An 18297-nucleotide genomic window follows, 5' to 3' on the forward strand; every position below is an offset into this window, starting at 1 on the left:
GTTTATTTAACTAAATACTCGTCAAGTGCCTTTGTAACCAACCAGTGCCCAAGTTCAATTTCATGCACTTCGGCATTATGGAGCATTCCTAAAAATGGCATTGCCGCCGATTTAGGGAATAGCTGGTCATGCCTGCCAAATATCAGCAAACATTTAATTGTATGCTGATTGATTAGTTGTGCTACTTTCTGTACGTCAGGCTTTAACTGCCTGATCAAATTTAGGGTATAATAAGTGTCAAGCCGTTTTTGTTCGGTATCAATTTCATTATAAGCTATGCGGTAAAGGCTTTCGTCAATAGCGCCAACAGTTTTCATGCTTTTAACTAAAAAAGGTGCCAGCCATTTGCTTTTTGTGGCCGTACGGAAAATTGCGCGTCCAAGCTTATTATGCAATATAAAATGAAAGCCTTTAAATACGGCCAGGCCATCAGGGGCCATTAAAATGATATCATCGATCATATCGGCATATTCTTCAACCAATATCAGGGCCAGGTTGGCGCCTATAGAATAACCCATTACCGAAAAACGTTGCCGGCCGTAAAGCTTAAACCATTCTTCCATGTAGCTGCGTACCATGGTTTTGGGCATCCCGGCCACGATCTGTTGTTCTGTCCAGCCATCCAGCCTGCTTTCGCCATGAAAAAAGTGATCGAAACCATAGATATGATATTGGGGTAGGATAGATTGATCAAGTACATGAAACTGCTTCCCTGTCATGCCATAGCCATGAAAGGCCAGCAGCGGCTTTTGACCGGTACCATACTCGTGAAAATGTGCTTTGCCCAAGCCGGGCAGATGTAAAAACCCCATTAAGGCAATATTAAGAATTTATGGCTTTTGTACAGTAAACAACCATGTTTTGTTTTGAATGATGGAATAGTCTTTTTATAAATTGTCATTTCGATGAACGGCGGAGGTGGCGAAGCGGGGCGTGAAGAGAAATCTTCTGCTTCCTGCAAATCCACCATACATGGTTTACTTACCGGGTGTACAAGATTTCTCACCCGTTCCTCATATGATAAATGACATTTTTTTATTTATCGATATACTTCATGATCATGTCCGTAGCCCCTACGTTTTCCTTCACATAATTAAATACCTTTTTACGGGTAATATTATAAAACGCCTCGTCATTAACCAGTGTGTCAACAATATCTTTTAATTCTGTTTCATTGCTGATGCTAAAACCAGCTTTAATGGCTATAAGTTCCTTGGCTTCGTTAAATTTCTGATAATTAGGGCCAAAAATAACCGGTAGACCGAATGCGGCTGCCTCCAGGGTATTATGAATTCCCACGCCAAAGCCGCCACCTATGTAAGCAACGTCGGCATAAGCATAAAGCGATGAAAGCATGCCAATATTATCTATCACCAGCGATTGAAGATTGTTAGATGTAAGCGATTGGTTAATAAAATCTCCCGACTTCAGACCTTCGGCTTCGGTTTTTAGCTGTGAAAACGTGATGGCTTTTCCTTCCGGAAGCAACTCTATCAAGTTATTGATCTTTTCTTCCGGTATTTCATGCGGAGCGAAGATGAATTTCCAGTCGGGATATTGGATTACCAGTTTAGCCAGGAGGGCTTCATCTTGCGGCCAGGTGCTGCCCGCGATAAACAGTTTGTGCCCGTTTTTAAATTCTTCAATCAGGGGCAATTGTTTAGGATTTTGTGCATTGGCCCAAACGCGGTCAAAACGGGTATCACCACTCACCGATGTATTGGTAATGCCTATGTTTTCCAATAGCTGCTTAGACCTGTTATCCTGTAAAAAAAAGTGGCTTACCAGGGTTAATATTTTGCGGTTAAAACCGCCATACCATTTAAAAAACACCTGTTCGGGTCTGAAGATGCCCGATACGATATACAGAGGGATGTTACGCTTGTTTGCTTCATTAAAAAAATGGAACCAGTACTCGTATTTAGTAAAAATGACAATTTTGGGGTTAATGGTATCAATAAACCTGCGGGCGTTTCGGGCGGTATCCAAAGGCAAGTAGTAAACATAGTCGGCCAATGGGGTGTTTTTCCTGATCTCATATCCCGAAGGAGAAAAAAAAGTGATTACTATTTTCTTTACGGGATGTAAATTTCTCATAGCTTCCAGTATGGGCCTTCCTTGCTCAAATTCGCCAAGTGAAGCAAAATGAAACCAAACACTGCTATCCATACGTACAAAAACAATGTTTTTACGTCCTGCAATCCAAAGTTTTGCCTTATTGTTAAATAGCGAGGCAAAACGGATAAAAAGGGAATATAATTTGATACCTATATTATATAATAACATCAATTTTAACGCTGAATGATTATCTTAGCCGGGCATAAAAGTAATAACAATAATTACAATATTAGTTTTATGGCCCGCCCGGTGCTATAATAAGCTGGTTATATGGTTGATCATACAAATATTGCTAACCTTAATTTAAAACACATTTAACACTATGAAAATTGCAGTAATTGGCACAGGCTATGTGGGCCTGGTAACGGGAACTTGTTTAGCCGAAACGGGAAATGAAGTAACCTGTGTAGATATTGTGGAAGAAAAAGTAAACAAGATGCGGAATGGCGAGATGCCGATCTATGAACCGGGTCTTGATATTTTATTTCTGCGTAACATTAAACAGGAAAGGCTAACCTTTACCACTAATCTTGCCGAAGCAATAGCCCCGGCCAAAGTGATCTTTTTGGCGTTACCAACGCCTCCGGGAGCCGATGGAGCAGCCGATTTGAGTTATGTGCTTGGCGCGGCAAAAGATATAGCCAAACTGATCACCGAATATAAAGTGATCGTAACCAAATCAACGGTACCGGTAGGTACGGCAGATAAGGTAACCGCAGTGATGAAAGCCAATACCGATGTTCCCTTCGCTGTAGTATCCAACCCCGAGTTTTTACGCGAAGGTGTAGCCGTAGAAGACTTCATGAAACCGGATAGGGTAGTGATCGGTACAACGGATGAAAAAGCCCGCCAGGTAATGGGCGATTTATATGCACCTTACGTACGCCAGGGCAACCCTATATTATATATGGACGAACGCTCATCCGAGCTAACCAAATATGCAGCCAACTCATTTTTAGCCACTAAGATCACGTTCATGAACGAGATTGCCAACATGTGCGAGCTGGTAGGGGCGGATGTAGATATGGTACGCAAGGGAGTAGGAGCAGATGGCCGCATTGGCAAACGCTTCCTGTTCCCGGGTGTGGGATATGGAGGCAGCTGTTTTCCTAAAGATGTGCAGGCTCTGTCCAAAGCAGCCGAAGAAAATAAATACGACTTCAAGATCCTCAACTCGGTGATGGAAGTGAACGAAACTCAGAAGAAACGGCTGGTAGTTAAAATGCGTGAATATTATGGTGAAGGCGGACTGAAAGGAAAACATTTTGCCCTGTGGGGACTGGCTTTTTAAACCGGAGACCGACGATATCCGCGAAGCACCGGCACTGTACATTATCGATGAGCTATTAGCAGCCGGGGCAACAGTAACCGCCTACGACCCGGAAGGCATGCCAAACGTTAAGAAACTACTTGGCGATAAGATAAGCTATGCCACCAATCGGTACAATGCCCTTGATGATGCAGATGCTCTGTTGATTGTGACCGAATGGCCGGTATTCCGTACGCCAGACTTTGACTTTATGAAGGAAAAGCTGAAGTCGCCGGTGATCTTTGACGGGCGTAACCTGTATGACCTGGACAGGATGAAGGAATATGGGTTTTATTATAACAGTATAGGCCGTAAAATAGTAGCAATATGACAGCGAGAAAAAGGATCCTGATTACGGGAGCAGCCGGTTTTTTAGGCTCGCACCTGTGCGATAGGTTTATTAAGGAAGATTATCATGTGATCGGGATGGATAACCTGATCACCGGCGATTTGAGGAATATAGAACATTTGTTCAAACTGGAGAACTTTGAGTTTTATAATCATGACGTATCCAAGTTTGTTTATGTACCGGGCGAACTGCATTATATCCTGCATTTTGCCTCACCGGCCAGCCCGATAGATTATCTGAAAATTCCGATCCAGACATTGAAAGTAGGCTCACTGGGAACCCATAACCTGCTGGGACTGGCCCGGAACAAGAAGGCACGGATGCTGATCGCCTCCACCTCGGAAGTATACGGCGATCCGAACATCAACCCTCAGCCAGAGGAATATTGGGGTAATGTAAACCCGGTAGGCCCGAGAGGGGTGTATGATGAAGCCAAAAGATTCCAGGAAGCTATTACCATGGCTTACCATACCTTCCACGGGTTGGAAACCAGGATCGTTAGGATTTTCAATACTTATGGCCCAAGGATGCGACTGAACGACGGAAGGGTATTACCGGCTTTTATCGGGCAGGCACTTCGGGGCGAACCCCTGACGATGTTTGGCGACGGCTCACAAACGCGGTCGTTTTGTTATGTAGATGACCTGATAGAAGGGATCTACAGATTATTGCACAGCGATTACGCCCAGCCGGTGAATATCGGCAACCCTGATGAAATCACTATAAAACAATTTGGTGAGGAGATCATTAAGCTGACGGGCACTAACCAGGAGCTGATCAGCCTGCCTTTGCCAACGGACGATCCGAAGCAACGCCGCCCGGATATTACCAAGGCCAAAGCTATATTAGGCTGGGAGCCAAAAGTATCCAGGAGTGAAGGTTTGAAGATCACCTTAGAATACTTCAAGTCGTTGCCCGAACATGAAATAAACCATAAAGACTTTACCTATTACAATAAGTAAGGGTAACCAGGCCGGAAATTAATTTTTTTGGCCTTTTTTATAATATAAAAGCGGATGAATTGTCACAATCTGCTTACTTTGCCGAACATTCAAACATACTCTCTATTTAAACCATGAAAATATTAGTAACAGGCGGTTTGGGTTTTATTGGTTCGCACACCGTTGTTGAGCTGGTTAACGCGGGGTATGACCCCATTATCGTTGACGACCTGTCGAACTCGGACCCCAAAATATTAGATCAGCTTACAAAGATCTTAGGCTTTACTCCGGTATTTCATAAGCTTGATCTTTGCGATGAAGCCGCCGTTAGATCACTTGCACTCGCCGAACCCGAAATAGGTGGTATCATCCACTTTGCAGCCTTTAAAGCAGTGGGCGAATCGGTAAAAAAACCGATGAAATACTATCGGAATAATTTCTATTCGCTTATCAATCTGCTCGAAGCTTATTACGGTAAGGCTATCAATTTTGTATTTTCATCAAGCTGCACAGTTTACGGACAGCCCGAAAAATTACCCGTTACTGAGAATGCCCCGGTGCAACCTGCACAATCGCCATATGGTAATACCAAGCAAATAGCCGAAGAAATTTTGGTTGATATGGTAAATTCCGGCAGCGATTATAAAGTGATTTCGTTGCGTTATTTTAACCCTGTAGGTGCCCATGAGTCTGCTTTGATTGGGGAGTTGCCAATAGGAGTGCCACAAAACCTGGTGCCTTTTATTACACAAACTGCCATAGGCAAACGCGAAAAAATAACCGTTTTTGGTAATGATTATAACACGCCTGATGGTAGCTGCATCCGCGATTATATTCACGTAGTTGATTTAGCGAAAGCCCATGTTGCCGCGTTAAGGCTTGCCGAAAAAGACGAATTTAAAGGTTATGATGTATTTAACCTGGGTACAGGCAACGGCACTTCAGTGTTGGAAGTAATTCACGCTTTTGAAAGCACAACAGGCGAAAAACTGAACTATGAAATTGGCCCGCGCCGTGAAGGTGACGTAGAGCAGGTTTGGGGCGATGTTACTAAATCATCAACCAAGCTTGGCTGGACGGCCGAACTGGGTATTGGCGAAATGATGTCATCGGCTTGGGAGTGGGAAAAATATATTGCTCAAAATCCGTTCAATTAATATCAACAGCAGGGAATGAAAAAGATCATTATAAAAACAGGGGGCGCTGGTTTTATTGGTTCGCATGTAGTGCGCAGGTTTGTGAAAAACTATCCTGATTACAGCATTGTTAATTTAGATAAGCTTACTTATGCGGGTAACCTGGCCAATTTAAAGGATATTGAAAATGAACCTAATTATAAGTTCGTAAAGGGAGATATTGTTGATATTGCTTTTATTAATGAACTTTTTGCGGCTGAAAATCCAGATGCGGTGATCCATCTTGCTGCCGAATCGCACGTAGACCGGTCGATCACTAACCCCCTTGATTTTGTGATGACCAATGTGGTAGGCACCGTAAATTTATTGAATACCGCCCGCGAGCATTGGAAAGGCAAATATGATCAAACCCGTTTTTATCATGTTTCTACCGATGAGGTATACGGTACGCTTGGTGAAGACGGCATGTTTACCGAAGAAACCGCCTATGATCCGCATTCACCATATTCGGCTTCAAAGGCAGGTTCTGATCATTTTGTGCGGGCCTACCAGGATACTTATGGCATGGATACCGTTATATCAAATTGCTCAAACAATTATGGGTCATTCCATTTTCCGGAAAAACTCATTCCGCTGGCAATTAATAATATCAAGCAAAGTAAACCTGTACCGGTATATGGTAAGGGCGAAAATATCCGCGACTGGCTTTGGGTTGAAGACCATGCGCGGGCAATTGATGTAATATTTCATAATGCCAAATCGGGCTCAACCTATAATATAGGTGGGCATAACGAATGGAAAAATATCGACCTGATCAAATTGCTTTGCAGTATATTGGACAAAAAATTAGGCAGGATTGAGGGAGAATCAGCTAAGTTGATCACTTTTGTGACAGACAGGGCCGGGCATGACCTGAGATATGCTATCGATGCAACCAAATTAAAAAATGATTTAGGTTGGGTGCCGGGTATAACTTTTGAGGAAGGTTTGGAAAAAACAGTTGATTGGTACCTGGCTAATGAAGATTGGCTTAATGATGTAACGTCGGGACATTACCAGCAATATTACAGTAGTCAGTATAACGATAGATAAAAAATGTTCGGGCTTTTTAAGAAGAAGAAGGCAATAAGGGAATCAAAACTCAACTATGAAGGAATCATGGTTGATATGCACTCGCATGTGTTACCGGGGATTGACGATGGTGCTAAAACACCCGAAGATTCGGTAGAGTTGATAAAAAAGATGATGGAATTGGGGATAAAAAAAGTTATCGCCACGCCACACATCATGATAGATTTTTATCGCAACACCCCCGAAACCATAGGAAACGCGCTTACTATATTAAAAGCCGAGTTGGTTAAACAAGGGATTGATATACCTGTTGAAGCCGCTGCCGAACACTATTTTGACGAAACGTTTGAAGCACGTGTAGAGAACGGCCCGATCATGACCATGGGCGACAACCACGTATTATTTGAATTTTCATTTATAAATCAACCGCCAAATACTTACAGTGTAATTCAAAAGCTTCATGATAAAGGGTATAAACCTATTTTGGCCCACCCCGAGCGCTACCAGTACCTTGACTTAGACATGTTGAGAAACCTGCATAGTTGGGGCCTGGATTTTCAGCTTAATACCATATCCCTCACAGGGTATTATGGTAAAGAGATAAAAAAAATGGCCGAAGACCTGGTTGATAATAGTTTGATAGACTTTATTTCAAGCGATATGCACCACTTAAGGCACGCCACGGCATTTGGCGATGCGCTGAGAACAACCTATATTGAAAAATTGCTTGTCGACTATCCGCTTAAGAATAAGATGTTGTTTTAAACAGGTATTATCCAACAAGAAAAGCGTCATTGCGAAGAACGAAGCAATCCCCGATTAGCAGGTCCGCCCTGTATGGTTCGCGATTGCTTCGTTCCTTATAATGACGTGAGTGTAAGTTATTAATTATTAAGTGTATTTTTCTGATGAGTTTTATACCATGGGCGTTGCCTGCGGCCCGGGCTTTCCGTTGCAAGTCCTCGCCTTTCCTGCCCGCAACCCCTCTACTCGCTCCGGGCTTTACACTGCAATCCCTAACGCGGCCCACGCGCAACACCGCTAAAATATATTTTACATGTCATTACGTTTTTTTTCAGGCTTCCCTGATGGTTACTCGCAATGACATTTTTTGTTTGTAGGCAGCCTCTAAGATTTTGCAATCGTTTTTATTCGTACCTAAGCGCTTCCACCGGATCCAGTTTTGCTGCTTTTTTTGCCGGGTAGTAACCCGATATCAAACCAATAAACGTACACAACACCACAGCAAAGAATAACCATCCCCATGGCACTACAAATGAGCCGCTTATTTGTACAGCAATAAGGTTTCCCGCTGCCATGCCCAGTATCATGCCCGCTGCACCACCTATGAGACAGATCACTATGGCCTCGATTAAAAATTGTTTACGAATGATTGCCGGGGTTGCTCCTATAGCTTTCCGCACACCAATTTCGCGTGTGCGTTCTGTTACTGATACCAGCATGATGTTCATAAGTCCGATGGCGGCACCGATGAGTGTGATGATGCCAACTGCAAAGCCGGCGGCAGTAATACCTGCAAGCTGGCCTGATAGTTCCTTTTGAATGGAATCGCTCCGGCTTATTTCAAAGTTATCCTGGTTAATTACATTAAGCCCCCTTACGTTTCTGAATAAGGAGGTAGCTTCGCCAATGGTAGCGTCAAGGGCGCCGGGACTGGCTACTTTAATAGTTACCGTGAACGACGCATTCTTGGTACTGTCTATCTGTTTAGCTTTCAATACAGGGATCACGCAAAATTTATCGCCACCGAATGAGCTTGAACCTTTTGATGCAAATACACCAACTATCCTGAACCTATCGGTACCAAGGTATATCGATTTATTTATCGGGTCTTCGGTTTTAAACAGTTTCTTTTTAATCTCATCGCCAATAATGACCACGTTCGATCCATGTTCCAGCTCAGAAGCGGAAAAATTACGCCCGAAAGCCAGCTTTTTACCCGCTGTAACCAGGTAATTTTCGTTTGAGCCCGAGATGGATATATTGGGATTTGTTTTTTGATTGCCGTATTTGGCTACCGCGGTACCAATTACCTCTAAATTAATGGCTACAGCTACCGGCAATTTAAAAGTATTTTTAAAACGCACAGCCTGGTCATAAGTAATGGCCGGATACACTTTACGGTGCCCGCCGTTGCCGAAGTTCAACCCCTCGCCGCGGTTTTGCAGGGTGAATGTGTTGGCGCCAAGATCAGCGAAAGCATCGTTGGTGAACTGCCTGATGCCTTCGATGGCCGTTAAAATACCTACAAGCGCCATGATACCTATCGCTATGATCAGCGCGGTTAACGAGGTACGCAGCCTGTTGCCGGCTATAGACTGTAATGCAATGGAAATGTTTTCTTTGTAAGAGGTTTTTACCGGCATGGTATAAATATAAAAAACTTGCTGGTATGACTAAGCATTATACCAGTTTGTTACATGCTGATTTAACTTAATTTTTGTGATTGGTGTGGCTAAAGCCCCGATTTGGTAACGTGCTATTTATGTTATAATTTTCCGTTGAATTTAAACCTTAAAATGAAAAATTATTATATTCTGTTTGCTATCTCATCGCTTGTTTTTAGTATTTCAAGCGCATATGGTCAGATTGAAATAACACGGCCGATAGAACAATATGGTTTCAATCAAAAAACGGTAGTTACCAATGCAAAAGGCGAGAAATATACTTACGCTAAATGGCGTGAATTGATGGCAACAGGCTATTATATGTTGAAGCCAGTACAGCATGATAGTGATAGCTCTGCTTTTATATTAACCAAACGTGACCCGCTTGCCGATGGTATTTTGCCGGCTAATGCTATTAAGCCGCCCGAAACCAGGTTTTTTAAAACGGGAAATACCTTTAGCTTTTTCAATATGAGAGATGTTAACGGTAATGTAATTACAGCTGCGGAACTGAAAGGGAAAATAGTTGTGCTCAATTTTTGGTTTATTGCCTGCCCGCCATGCAGATATGAAATGCCCGAACTGAACCGCCTTGTCGACGCTTATCAGGATAATAAGGATATTGTATTTATTGCAATTTCTTTAGATAAAACTGAACAGGTAGAGCGATTTCTGAAAGTGTCGCCGTTTAAATACCATGTGGTTAGCGATTCGATGCCTTTGTTTTCTTACTATGGGGTTGATGAGTGCCCGGTGAGCCTGGTTATTGACAGGGACGGGGTTATACGGTTTAACAGCCAGGGCTATGGCGATGGAACGGTGCCAAGCTGGATCAGGAAAACGATATCTGATATTAAATAGTGGGTTTAAATATCACTCGTTAACTAAATATATATACCGCTTAATGATTTACCGTGTTATTGTTGCAGCCCTTCAAAACAAAAGCCGCTTCATGTTTTACAATGAAACGGCTTCCTATATTTTAACCGGGGGTAATTAAACCGAGAACGAAGAACCACAGCCGCAGGTGCTGGCAGCATTAGGGTTGTTGAAAGTAAAACCACGGGCATTTAATCCGTCCTGGTAATCGATTTGCATACCGGCCAGGTATAAACCGTGCGCTTTGTGCATGAAAACTTTAATACCATCAATAATATATTCCTGGTCGCCGTCTTTTTTCATGTCGAAGCCTAAAATATAGTTCATGCCCGAACAGCCACCACCCTCAACACCAACACGTAAACCAAATTCGTCGTTTATTTCTTGCTGGTCTTTTAATTTAAAAAGTTCCTTTACTGCGCCCGGTGTAAAAGAAACCGGAGCAGCTTCAACAGCTATACTCATCTTTATTTTTATTTATTCCACACAAATATAACGTAAAATGCAGATTTTTGTTAGTGTCATAATTTTATGACCCCTGTATAACATTTATAAACATGCCCACTCTACCTTTTTTGTTTGATATTTTAAAGTACACTATTTCGGGCTTAGGCGTTGTGTATATCGCTTTTTACCTGTTTAAACCCTATCTTGATAAATCAGAAAGTATCCAGTTATTGGAATTAAAACGCACCATCAGTAATCAAACCCTGCCATTACGCCTACAGGCCTATGAAAGGGTTGTACTTTTTATTGAAAGGGTTAATCCTGCAAGTTTACTTATCCGTCTTAACGGATCGGCCGATACCGCCGCCGAATTGCAGGCTATTATTGTTAACGAGGTGCGCAACGAGTTTCAGCATAACATTACGCAGCAAATTTATGTAAGCGCCCGGGTTTGGAACGTGGTAAAAAGAGTGAAGGACGATACCATTAATATGATTAATAATGCTGTAAAAGCTTTGCCGCCGGATACTTCGGCGCTTGAGTTAAGCAAAGTGATCCTGGTGCATTTAAGTAAGCTTGAAGATAACCCTTATGATGTGGCACTTGGGCTCATCAGGCAGGACATGGAAGAATTATACTAAGCTTATGGCCAGGGATAAAAAAATTACCACTACATCGGGTATCGAAATTAAGGAGGTTTATACCGAACCTTCAAATATGAGTGAATTGCCCGGTGAGTTCCCCTTTACCCGCGGTATCCAAAAAGATATGTACCGGGGCAAACCCTGGACCATGCGTCAATACGCCGGTTTTTCAACTGCCGAAGAATCAAACAAGCGCTACCACTATTTATTAAGCCAGGGTACAAACGGTCTTTCGGTAGCCTTCGATCTCCCAACACAAATAGGCTATGACTCCGACCACTCCCTTGCCGAGGGTGAGGTAGGCAAGGTAGGCGTAGCCATTGATTCATTAAAAGATATGGAGGTTTTATTTGAGGGTATTGAACTTAAGAATATCACTACCTCCATGACTATTAATGCCACGGCCCCAATCTTGCTGGCCATGTACATTGCCCTGGCCAAAAAGCAGGAAGCAGATCTCAGGCAAATCTCCGGCACCATACAAAACGATATATTAAAAGAGTATGCTGCCCGCGGCACCTATATATATCCCCCTGCGCCATCCATGCGGCTCATTACCGATGTATTTGAATACTGCAGTAAAGAGGTGCCCAAATGGAATACTATCTCCATATCAGGTTATCACATCCGCGAAGCAGGCTCAACCGCCGTGCAGGAACTGGCATTTACTTTGGCCAACGGCAAAGCCTATTTAAAGGCCGCGCTGGATAAGGGACTTGATATTAATGTGTTTGCCAAGCGCCTTTCTTTCTTTTTTAACTGTCACAGTAATTTTTTTGAGGAAATAGCCAAGTTCCGTGCCGCCAGGCGCATGTGGGCGCATATTACCAAACAATTGGGGGCTACCGATGCCGGCGCCCAAAAACTTCGCTTTCATACGCAAACGGGCGGCTCAACGTTAACAGCACAACAGCCGCTTAATAATATTATAAGGGTAAGCAACCAGGCAATGGCTGCCGTGCTGGGGGGCACACAATCATTACACACCAATGGGTATGACGAAGCCTTGTCGTTACCAACAGAAGCCGCAGCCAAAATAGCCTTGCGCACCCAGCAGATCATCGCGTTTGAAAGTGGTGTTACCGATACGGTTGACCCGCTTGCCGGTTCATACTTTATCGAAGCATTGACAGATGAGATGGAAGCCGCTGCCCAATTGTATATAGATAAGATTGATGCCATGGGTGGCGCGGTAAAAGCCATAGAACAGGATTATATCCAGCAGGAAATAGCAGCCTCTGCTTACCAGTATCAACAGGAGATTGAAACCGGCGAAAAAGTTATAGTAGGCGTTAACCGGTTTACCCAGCAGGAGGAAGCCCCTGTTAATGTGTTTAGGGTGGATGACGCGATCAGAAAAATGCAGTCGGAAAAAATTGCTGAGCTAAAAAGGGAGCGTAATAGTAACGATGTTGAGAAAAGTTTACACCTTTTGGGAATAGCTGCGACCGGTACCGAAAACTTAATTCCTTTTATCGTAACTTCGGTAGAAAGCTATGCTACCCTTGGGGAGATCGCCGATGTATTGCGAGGTGTTTTTGGAGAGTATTAGCGTCGTGGTGTGGCTTCCGTGCATGTAGTATAGTGCACCACAAATCAACAAACCTGGTTTTTATTTTTTATAAGGCACTAAACCAGTGCGTTATTTTTTTGTTTGCAGTAACCATCAAAAAAGCGCAAACATTACCCATGTTTTGGCGTATAACTAAGGGTTGTAATTGACAGTTTTATTATTCTTTTTTTTGAAATTTCAAAAAAAGAAAAAAACAATTGAGAAATATTCGGATTGTGATTTTTATATCAAAAATTATGTTATCCATACGAAAATTTCATTAAAAAATCGAATTTGTTAGTAAAAAGCCAAATGTTAAAAAAGTGAAAATTTAATTTTTTTATAAGCTTTTTTTGGCAATATTCGATGTTCCGTAGCAAGGCCAAAAGTTGTTTCGCTGGGGGTTGGAAATCAATATTTTACTTTTATTTATATGGAAAAAACTTGTACGAACGTTTGGAATAGCTGCCTTCAGATCATCAAAGACAACATACCGGCCCAGAGTTTTAAAACCTGGTTTGAGCCGATAAAAGCTTTGAGAATGGAGGGAAGCGTATTAACCATACAAGTACCAAGTTTATTCTTTTACGAGTGGCTTGAAGAGCACTATGTAGGGTTACTGCGCAAGACAATAAAAAAACAATTGGGCGACGAAGGACGTTTAGAGTATAATATAGTTGTTGAGCAATCATCAAGTAAACCATACACAACTAATATGCCTTCAAACGGAAATGGCGCTGATTCAAAACATCAGAGTATGCCGATACCTATTTCAATTAACAAGGATATTAAGAACCCCTTTGTTATACCCGGGCTCAAAAAGTTGAACGTAGATCCTCAGCTTAACCGTAACTATACCTTCGAAAACTTTGTTGAAGGTGATTGCAACCGTTTGGCCCGTTCTGCTGGTTATGCAGTTGCCGCTAAACCCGGAGGTACTTCATTTAACCCTTTAATGATTTACGGCGGTGTAGGTTTGGGTAAAACCCACCTGGCACAAGCTATTGGTAACGAAATTAAGCGCACCCTGCCCGATAAACTGGTACTGTATGTATCATGCGAAAAATTTACGCAGCAATTTGTTGATGCTTTAAAGCACAACAATATTAATGATTTTGTGAACTTTTACCAGGCTATTGACGTGCTGATCATGGACGATGTGCACAACTTTGCCGGCAAAGAAAAAACACAGGATTTCTTCTTCCATATATTTAACCATCTGCACCAATCGGGCAAACAACTGATCATTACATCAGATAAAGCGCCTAAGGATCTGGCTGGTTTGGAAGAACGTCTGCTTTCGAGGTTTAAATGGGGCTTATCTGCCGATTTGCAGATCCCTGACCTGGAAACCCGTATGGCTATCCTGAAGAATAAAATTTACCAGGATGGTATCGATCTGTCAAACGATGTGATCGAATACGTTGCCCATAACATTGATAATAACGTACGTGAGCTGGAAGGCGCCATGGTGTCATTACTGGCACAATCAACCCTTAACCGCAAGGAGATTGACCTGAACCTGGCTAAACAAATGTTGAAAAACTTTGTGAAGAACTCATCTAAAGAAATTTCGATGGAGTATATCCAAAGTTTAGTGTGCGAGTACTTTGAAGTGCCTATTGAAATGGTAAAATCTCAAACCCGCAAACGTGAAATTGTACAGGCACGTCAAATATCGATGTACCTGGCCAAAGCACATACCAAAAGCTCATTGAAATCAATAGGTCATTTCTTTGGCGGTCGTGACCACTCAACCGTGATCTATGCTTGCCAAACTGTAGAAGATTTGATTGACACCGATAAGAAATTTAAAGGGTATGTTGCCGATATTCAGAAGAAATTGAAAATGTCGTAATAAACACGACTTTTAACATACGAAAGCCTTGCATTTGATGCAGGGCTTTTTTGTTTGGCATTAATTTTAAAGCAGGCGATTGTGTTTGGTTTTATAAAAACAACGTGCCCTCCATTACAATCACTGACGAGCCACTTACCAGCACATTTTCGGCTGTTACCTTGATATGGATGGTAGATGGATGATTTACCAATACTCCCTGCAAAATTGTATAATCCTGGTTGGTGTTTATGTAACTGACCTGCTGCAAAAATCCGGCAAGGGGACCAGCAGCTGTTCCAGTGGCAGGATCTTCATCAATGCCATATGCGGGATTAAAAAAGCGGGTTTCGGTTAGATAGTCACCCTCTGAAACATCGGTTGTGAATAAGTAAAACCCTTCAAAGCCGTAATTTTTTGAAATTTCTTTGAGCTTATCAGGGTTGGGTATAGCTGATTAAGCAGCGCTCTGTTTTTTACAGGAACAATGGTGTGGGCTACTTCTGTTTTCATGATGGTAGGCTTCCAGTTATTTAATTCCAGATCGCTTGTTTCTAAGCCGAGTGCTGGCGCCACAATTTCCGGGCTAATAGTACCAAGGTTCTTCGCAGCCTGCTGTTTTACTGATACCAGTATCAGGCCGTTTTCTTCACTGATCACAACGGGCAATTTTTTATTCTTCATAGTTACCCAATGCTCATCACCCTGACCGTTAAAAATATCCCATCCCTTAAGCAAAGCCAGGGATACAGCGCCCAGCAAATTATGACCGCCGCCACCAACCTCATAATTACCCGGAGTAAATGAACGTACCTTCAATAATTTTTCAGCATCAGAGTACCGTACAAAGGATGTTTCGGAATAGCCGAATTCGCGGGCTATGTTGTAGTATTGAGATAATTCCAGTTCGTCGTCACACCACACTACCGATAGCGGGTTGCCTTTATATGGTTGGTGAGTGAATACATCAAGTATATAATAGGATAATTTTTTCATTTGGTAGATTTTTGCTTGTCGCAAAGTAGTGAAGGTCTTCAGATTAAATGTCAACACAGTTTAAAAATGAAGAAAGATTGGATTATAGTTTTTTTCTCTTATCAGCAAATGATTAAATCAGCATATCAACTTGATTCCAAATGAGGTATATTTAGTTATGAAAAAACTTATTCTTGCAGTATTTATTTTATTATCGTTCCAATCCTTCGCCCAGCAAACGGAGCCGGATGCTATTAAGCAAACCATCAATACTATGTTTAATGCCATGCGCAAGGGCGATAGCACGATGCTTAGATCCACCTTTGCTAAAGGAATCGCTTTTCATAGCGTAGCCAACAAAAAAGATGGCTCAACAGCTTTGGAAATTGAAAACCCTGATGACTTTGTTAAAATGGTTGGCACGCCACACAAAGGCGTATACGATGAGCGCGTAACTTTTTCGGATATCAAGATCGACGGTCCGCTGGCCAGCGTTTGGGCGCCTTATAAGTTTTATTTAGATGATAAATACAGCCATTGCGGGGTAGATGTTTTCCAGCTGATGAAAACTGCCGATGGCTGGAAGATCATTTATATAGTTGATACCCGGCGAAAGGATAATTGCCCGGAGTGATTTTACATCACTCCCAGCTTCATCATCCCATAAAATAAACCGGCGCAATGCATGGCCTGTTTTATTTCGTTGTTAAGCAATAATTGTTTCACCTCTTCAATGGTGTATTCTTCAACAATCAGGTCTTCCAGTTCGTCAAGATGCTGGCCTTGTACTTTTTTGCCGCCTTTGGTGAAATAGGTAAATGTTTTATTGTTAGCTGTTGACGGGTTGCCGTATACCGTACAGATCAATTCAAATTCATCAAACTGGTAGCCGGTTTCTTCCAGCAATTCCCGGCGTATGGCGTGTACAGGTTCTTCGCCGGCGTCAATTACACCACCCGGGATTTCAAGCGAGATAACACCTGCCGCATGACGGTATTGTTTCACCATCAATACTTTATTGTCTTCGGTTATGGCTACTGCGTTAACCCAGTTTGAATATTCAAGTACATAATAATCTTCAACTATTTTGCCATTTGGCATTTCACATTTATCAATGCGGAGGGTAGCCCAGGGGCCTTTGTGGATGTATGATGATGAAAGTAGTTTCCAGGTGAGATCTTTACTCATTAATGCTTATAGATTTGAACCTTGATTTTTAGGATTGAAGGATTACCATGAGGATAAACCTATTCTGGAATACAAGGCTCGTGAATAATTTTATTTGATACTTAATGTTGTTTTCGGGTTGAAGTGGAGTTGCGATAGTCATATCCTTTTATCTTTAAATCAAGCCAATCATGGTTCAGTTACCAGCTGCCGCTTGAGCCGCCTCCTCCGCCGCTTCCGCCGCCAAAACCACCGAAGCCACCGCCTCCGCCACCGCCGGAAAAACCTCCCCAGTCGCCACCGCTGCTCCGGCCTCCGCCGCCAAGCATATTGCCAGCAAGGAACCACCAGAACGGGCTTGCACCCCCCCGGCGACCGATGATCTGCCTGCCGCCTCCGCCTCCGCGATTGCGGAATACCAGGATCAGGATAACTACGATTATGACAATAACTATAAAACCCGCAGGACCGCCGTTGCTTTGCTTTTGTTTTTTTGACGCCTTATACTCGCCCTTCATAGCTTTGATGATGCTGTTTGTGCCTGCATCAAGTCCGCCATAGTAGTCGCCTTGTTTAAAATGGGGTTTAAGGTCGTTTTGGATAATATCCTGCGTAACAATATCAGGCAAGGCGCCCTCGGCGCCGTAGCCGGTTTGGATACTCATTTTACGGTCGCCAATAGCAACCAATACCAATACGCCATTATTTTTGTCTTTTTGCCCTATGCCCCATTCCCGCAACAGTTGAACGCCGTAGTCGTTAATGTCATAATTACCTATAGATTTCAGGATCACCACTGCAATTTGTGTTGAAGTGGAATCATTGAAGGCTACCAATTTAGTTTCCAGTCGCTGTTTATCAGCGGGGTTTAAGGTGTTGGTATAATCTGTAACGAGAGTATTGGAGCGTTCCGGAAAATCCTGAGCAATTGCGGCAATCACGCAAAGTATAAACCCGAAGAACAGTATAAATTTTTTGAACATGTTTTTAGTTTTTAATCGCCATCCATAAAGGCAATGTCATCGGGAAGTTCGTTTTGATCGCCGTCCAGGTGGGGGAAGTACTTTTGCAGTTGCTCGCCGGCAATTTTCAGGCCTGTTACAATCCCCTCAACTATATCGCCATATTTAAAATGCTGTAGCATATCATCGCGGGTTGTGTCCCAAAAATTGGGTGGGACTACCTGGTTAATGCCCGCATCGCCTATGATGGCAAATTTACGGTCGACAGTAGCCACATATACAAGCACCCCATGCCTGAGCTTGGTTTTATGCATATTGAGCTGTTGGAAATATTTTGCAGCACGGTCAAGAACATTTTCACTGCACCGCTTTTCGATGCACACCCTGATTTCGCCCGATGAGCGGTGCTCAGCATCTTCAATAGCTTTGCGGATGCGCTGCTGTTCCTCTTCGTTAAATACAGCCATATATTTTGATTTATGATTTCACCGATTCGTTATGA

General features: G+C 42.7%; 18 protein-coding genes and 1 pseudogene. 10 read left to right on the forward strand and 9 right to left on the reverse strand.

From position 1 onward, the window contains the following. Positions 1–2 precede the first annotated feature (2 nt). Positions 3–812, reverse strand: coding sequence for an alpha/beta fold hydrolase (locus tag ABID99_RS01905; protein ID WP_373612683.1), 810 nt, complete (start codon positions 810–812; stop codon positions 3–5). A gap of 223 nt (positions 813–1035) precedes the next feature. Continuing rightward, positions 1036–2286: a 3-deoxy-D-manno-octulosonic acid transferase gene (locus ABID99_RS01910; RefSeq protein ID WP_373612684.1), complete on the reverse strand. Its 1251-nt coding sequence runs from the start codon at positions 2284–2286 to the stop codon at positions 1036–1038. Between the two features lie 154 nt (positions 2287–2440). Here ABID99_RS01910 and ABID99_RS01915 point away from each other — a divergent pair. The 5 genes and pseudogenes from ABID99_RS01915 (at position 2441) to ABID99_RS01935 (ending at position 7689) form a co-directional block, all read left to right on the forward strand. Further along, positions 2441–3758: pseudogene (locus tag ABID99_RS01915) on the forward strand (UDP-glucose/GDP-mannose dehydrogenase family protein). Further along, positions 3755–4738, forward strand: coding sequence for a UDP-glucuronic acid decarboxylase family protein (locus ABID99_RS01920; protein WP_090528849.1), 984 nt, complete (start codon positions 3755–3757; stop codon positions 4736–4738). Before ABID99_RS01915 ends, ABID99_RS01920 begins: the two are co-directional and overlap by 4 nt. A 113-nt stretch (positions 4739–4851) precedes the next feature. Beyond that, positions 4852–5874 (forward strand): UDP-glucose 4-epimerase GalE, encoded by a 1023-nt coding sequence (gene galE / locus ABID99_RS01925; protein WP_373612685.1) that lies wholly within the window; start codon positions 4852–4854, stop codon positions 5872–5874. A 15-nt stretch (positions 5875–5889) separates the two neighbouring features. Beyond that, entirely contained in the window at positions 5890–6945 is a 1056-nt protein-coding gene (gene rfbB / locus ABID99_RS01930) for a dTDP-glucose 4,6-dehydratase (RefSeq protein WP_373612686.1), read from the forward strand. A 3-nt stretch (positions 6946–6948) separates the two neighbouring features. Continuing rightward, complete coding sequence (locus ABID99_RS01935; RefSeq protein WP_090528842.1) at positions 6949–7689, forward strand: tyrosine-protein phosphatase; 741 nt, start codon at positions 6949–6951, stop codon at positions 7687–7689. 383 nt (positions 7690–8072) lie between these two features. Here the strand turns inward: ABID99_RS01935 and ABID99_RS01940 are convergent, their stop codons facing one another. Further along, positions 8073–9311 (reverse strand): ABC transporter permease, encoded by a 1239-nt coding sequence (locus tag ABID99_RS01940; protein ID WP_090528841.1) that lies wholly within the window; start codon positions 9309–9311, stop codon positions 8073–8075. Between the two features lie 153 nt (positions 9312–9464). Here ABID99_RS01940 and ABID99_RS01945 point away from each other — a divergent pair, with 153 nt between their 5' ends. After that, entirely contained in the window at positions 9465–10193 is a 729-nt protein-coding gene (locus tag ABID99_RS01945) for a TlpA family protein disulfide reductase (RefSeq protein WP_373612687.1), read from the forward strand. A gap of 135 nt (positions 10194–10328) precedes the next feature. On the opposite strand, the gene ABID99_RS01950 is transcribed toward ABID99_RS01945, so the two are convergent. Then, entirely contained in the window at positions 10329–10676 is a 348-nt protein-coding gene (locus ABID99_RS01950) for an iron-sulfur cluster assembly accessory protein (protein WP_090528835.1), read from the reverse strand. A gap of 92 nt (positions 10677–10768) precedes the next feature. On the opposite strand from ABID99_RS01950, the gene ABID99_RS01955 reads away from it, so the two are divergent. The 3 genes from ABID99_RS01955 to dnaA all read left to right on the forward strand — a co-directional run bounded on the left by ABID99_RS01955 (position 10769) and on the right by dnaA (position 14712). Further along, the gene (locus ABID99_RS01955; RefSeq protein WP_090528832.1) at positions 10769–11299 is read left to right on the forward strand and encodes a hypothetical protein; all 531 of its coding nucleotides are present in this window, start codon (positions 10769–10771) and stop codon (positions 11297–11299) included. A 4-nt stretch (positions 11300–11303) separates the two neighbouring features. After that, the gene (locus ABID99_RS01960) at positions 11304–12854 is read left to right on the forward strand and encodes a methylmalonyl-CoA mutase (protein ID WP_373612688.1); all 1551 of its coding nucleotides are present in this window, start codon (positions 11304–11306) and stop codon (positions 12852–12854) included. A gap of 433 nt (positions 12855–13287) precedes the next feature. Beyond that, positions 13288–14712 (forward strand): chromosomal replication initiator protein DnaA, encoded by a 1425-nt coding sequence (gene dnaA / locus ABID99_RS01965; protein WP_090528828.1) that lies wholly within the window; start codon positions 13288–13290, stop codon positions 14710–14712. A 91-nt stretch (positions 14713–14803) separates the two neighbouring features. Here the strand turns inward: dnaA and ABID99_RS01970 are convergent, their stop codons facing one another. Both ABID99_RS01970 and ABID99_RS01975 read right to left on the reverse strand, forming a co-directional pair. Then, the gene (locus ABID99_RS01970; RefSeq protein WP_373615885.1) at positions 14804–15142 is read right to left on the reverse strand and encodes a PhzF family phenazine biosynthesis protein; all 339 of its coding nucleotides are present in this window, start codon (positions 15140–15142) and stop codon (positions 14804–14806) included. Next, the gene (locus tag ABID99_RS01975) at positions 15046–15687 is read right to left on the reverse strand and encodes a PhzF family phenazine biosynthesis isomerase (protein ID WP_373612689.1); all 642 of its coding nucleotides are present in this window, start codon (positions 15685–15687) and stop codon (positions 15046–15048) included. Before ABID99_RS01975 ends, ABID99_RS01970 begins: the two co-directional genes overlap by 97 nt. 157 nt (positions 15688–15844) lie before the next feature. On the opposite strand from ABID99_RS01975, the gene ABID99_RS01980 reads away from it, so the two are divergent. Beyond that, positions 15845–16300, forward strand: a complete 456-nt coding sequence (locus ABID99_RS01980) for a nuclear transport factor 2 family protein (protein ID WP_188833354.1) — start codon at positions 15845–15847, stop codon at positions 16298–16300. A gap of 2 nt (positions 16301–16302) precedes the next feature. Here ABID99_RS01980 and ABID99_RS01985 read toward each other — a convergent pair whose 3' ends face one another. From ABID99_RS01985 to ABID99_RS01995, 3 genes are all read right to left on the reverse strand, one after another. Continuing rightward, on the reverse strand, positions 16303–16854 hold the full coding sequence (locus tag ABID99_RS01985; RefSeq protein WP_090528819.1) for an NUDIX hydrolase: 552 nt from the start codon (positions 16852–16854) through the stop codon (positions 16303–16305). A 179-nt stretch (positions 16855–17033) separates the two neighbouring features. Beyond that, on the reverse strand, positions 17034–17816 hold the full coding sequence (locus ABID99_RS01990) for a YgcG family protein (protein ID WP_373612690.1): 783 nt from the start codon (positions 17814–17816) through the stop codon (positions 17034–17036). 11 nt (positions 17817–17827) lie between these two features. After that, positions 17828–18262: a TPM domain-containing protein gene (locus ABID99_RS01995; protein ID WP_176628020.1), complete on the reverse strand. Its 435-nt coding sequence runs from the start codon at positions 18260–18262 to the stop codon at positions 17828–17830. Between the last annotated feature and the right edge of the window lie 35 nt (positions 18263–18297).

It is taken from the genome of Mucilaginibacter sp. OAE612, assembly GCF_041806395.1.
Taxonomy (GTDB): Bacteria; Bacteroidota; Bacteroidia; order Sphingobacteriales; family Sphingobacteriaceae; genus Mucilaginibacter; species Mucilaginibacter rubeus.

What these genes read in the sequence shown, in the direction of transcription:
- ABID99_RS01940 (WP_090528841.1), bottom strand. Translation starts at nt 9,311, where the DNA reads ATGCCGGTAAAAACCTCTTACAAAGAAAACATTTCCATTGCATTACAG.
- ABID99_RS01960 (WP_373612688.1), top strand. Translation starts at nt 11,304, where the DNA reads ATGGCCAGGGATAAAAAAATTACCACTACATCGGGTATCGAAATTAAG.
- ABID99_RS01935 (WP_090528842.1), top strand. Translation starts at nt 6,949, where the DNA reads ATGTTCGGGCTTTTTAAGAAGAAGAAGGCAATAAGGGAATCAAAACTC.
- ABID99_RS01980 (WP_188833354.1), top strand. Translation starts at nt 15,845, where the DNA reads ATGAAAAAACTTATTCTTGCAGTATTTATTTTATTATCGTTCCAATCC.
- ABID99_RS01950 (WP_090528835.1), bottom strand. Translation starts at nt 10,676, where the DNA reads ATGAGTATAGCTGTTGAAGCTGCTCCGGTTTCTTTTACACCGGGCGCA.
- ABID99_RS01975 (WP_373612689.1), bottom strand. Translation starts at nt 15,687, where the DNA reads ATGAAAAAATTATCCTATTATATACTTGATGTATTCACTCACCAACCA.
- ABID99_RS01945 (WP_373612687.1), top strand. Translation starts at nt 9,465, where the DNA reads ATGAAAAATTATTATATTCTGTTTGCTATCTCATCGCTTGTTTTTAGT.
- dnaA (WP_090528828.1), top strand. Translation starts at nt 13,288, where the DNA reads ATGGAAAAAACTTGTACGAACGTTTGGAATAGCTGCCTTCAGATCATC.
- ABID99_RS01955 (WP_090528832.1), top strand. Translation starts at nt 10,769, where the DNA reads ATGCCCACTCTACCTTTTTTGTTTGATATTTTAAAGTACACTATTTCG.
- rfbB (WP_373612686.1), top strand. Translation starts at nt 5,890, where the DNA reads ATGAAAAAGATCATTATAAAAACAGGGGGCGCTGGTTTTATTGGTTCG.
- ABID99_RS01910 (WP_373612684.1), bottom strand. Translation starts at nt 2,286, where the DNA reads ATGTTATTATATAATATAGGTATCAAATTATATTCCCTTTTTATCCGT.
- ABID99_RS01920 (WP_090528849.1), top strand. Translation starts at nt 3,755, where the DNA reads ATGACAGCGAGAAAAAGGATCCTGATTACGGGAGCAGCCGGTTTTTTA.
- galE (WP_373612685.1), top strand. Translation starts at nt 4,852, where the DNA reads ATGAAAATATTAGTAACAGGCGGTTTGGGTTTTATTGGTTCGCACACC.
- ABID99_RS01905 (WP_373612683.1), bottom strand. Translation starts at nt 812, where the DNA reads ATGGGGTTTTTACATCTGCCCGGCTTGGGCAAAGCACATTTTCACGAG.
- ABID99_RS01990 (WP_373612690.1), bottom strand. Translation starts at nt 17,816, where the DNA reads ATGTTCAAAAAATTTATACTGTTCTTCGGGTTTATACTTTGCGTGATT.
- ABID99_RS01985 (WP_090528819.1), bottom strand. Translation starts at nt 16,854, where the DNA reads ATGAGTAAAGATCTCACCTGGAAACTACTTTCATCATCATACATCCAC.
- ABID99_RS01995 (WP_176628020.1), bottom strand. Translation starts at nt 18,262, where the DNA reads ATGGCTGTATTTAACGAAGAGGAACAGCAGCGCATCCGCAAAGCTATT.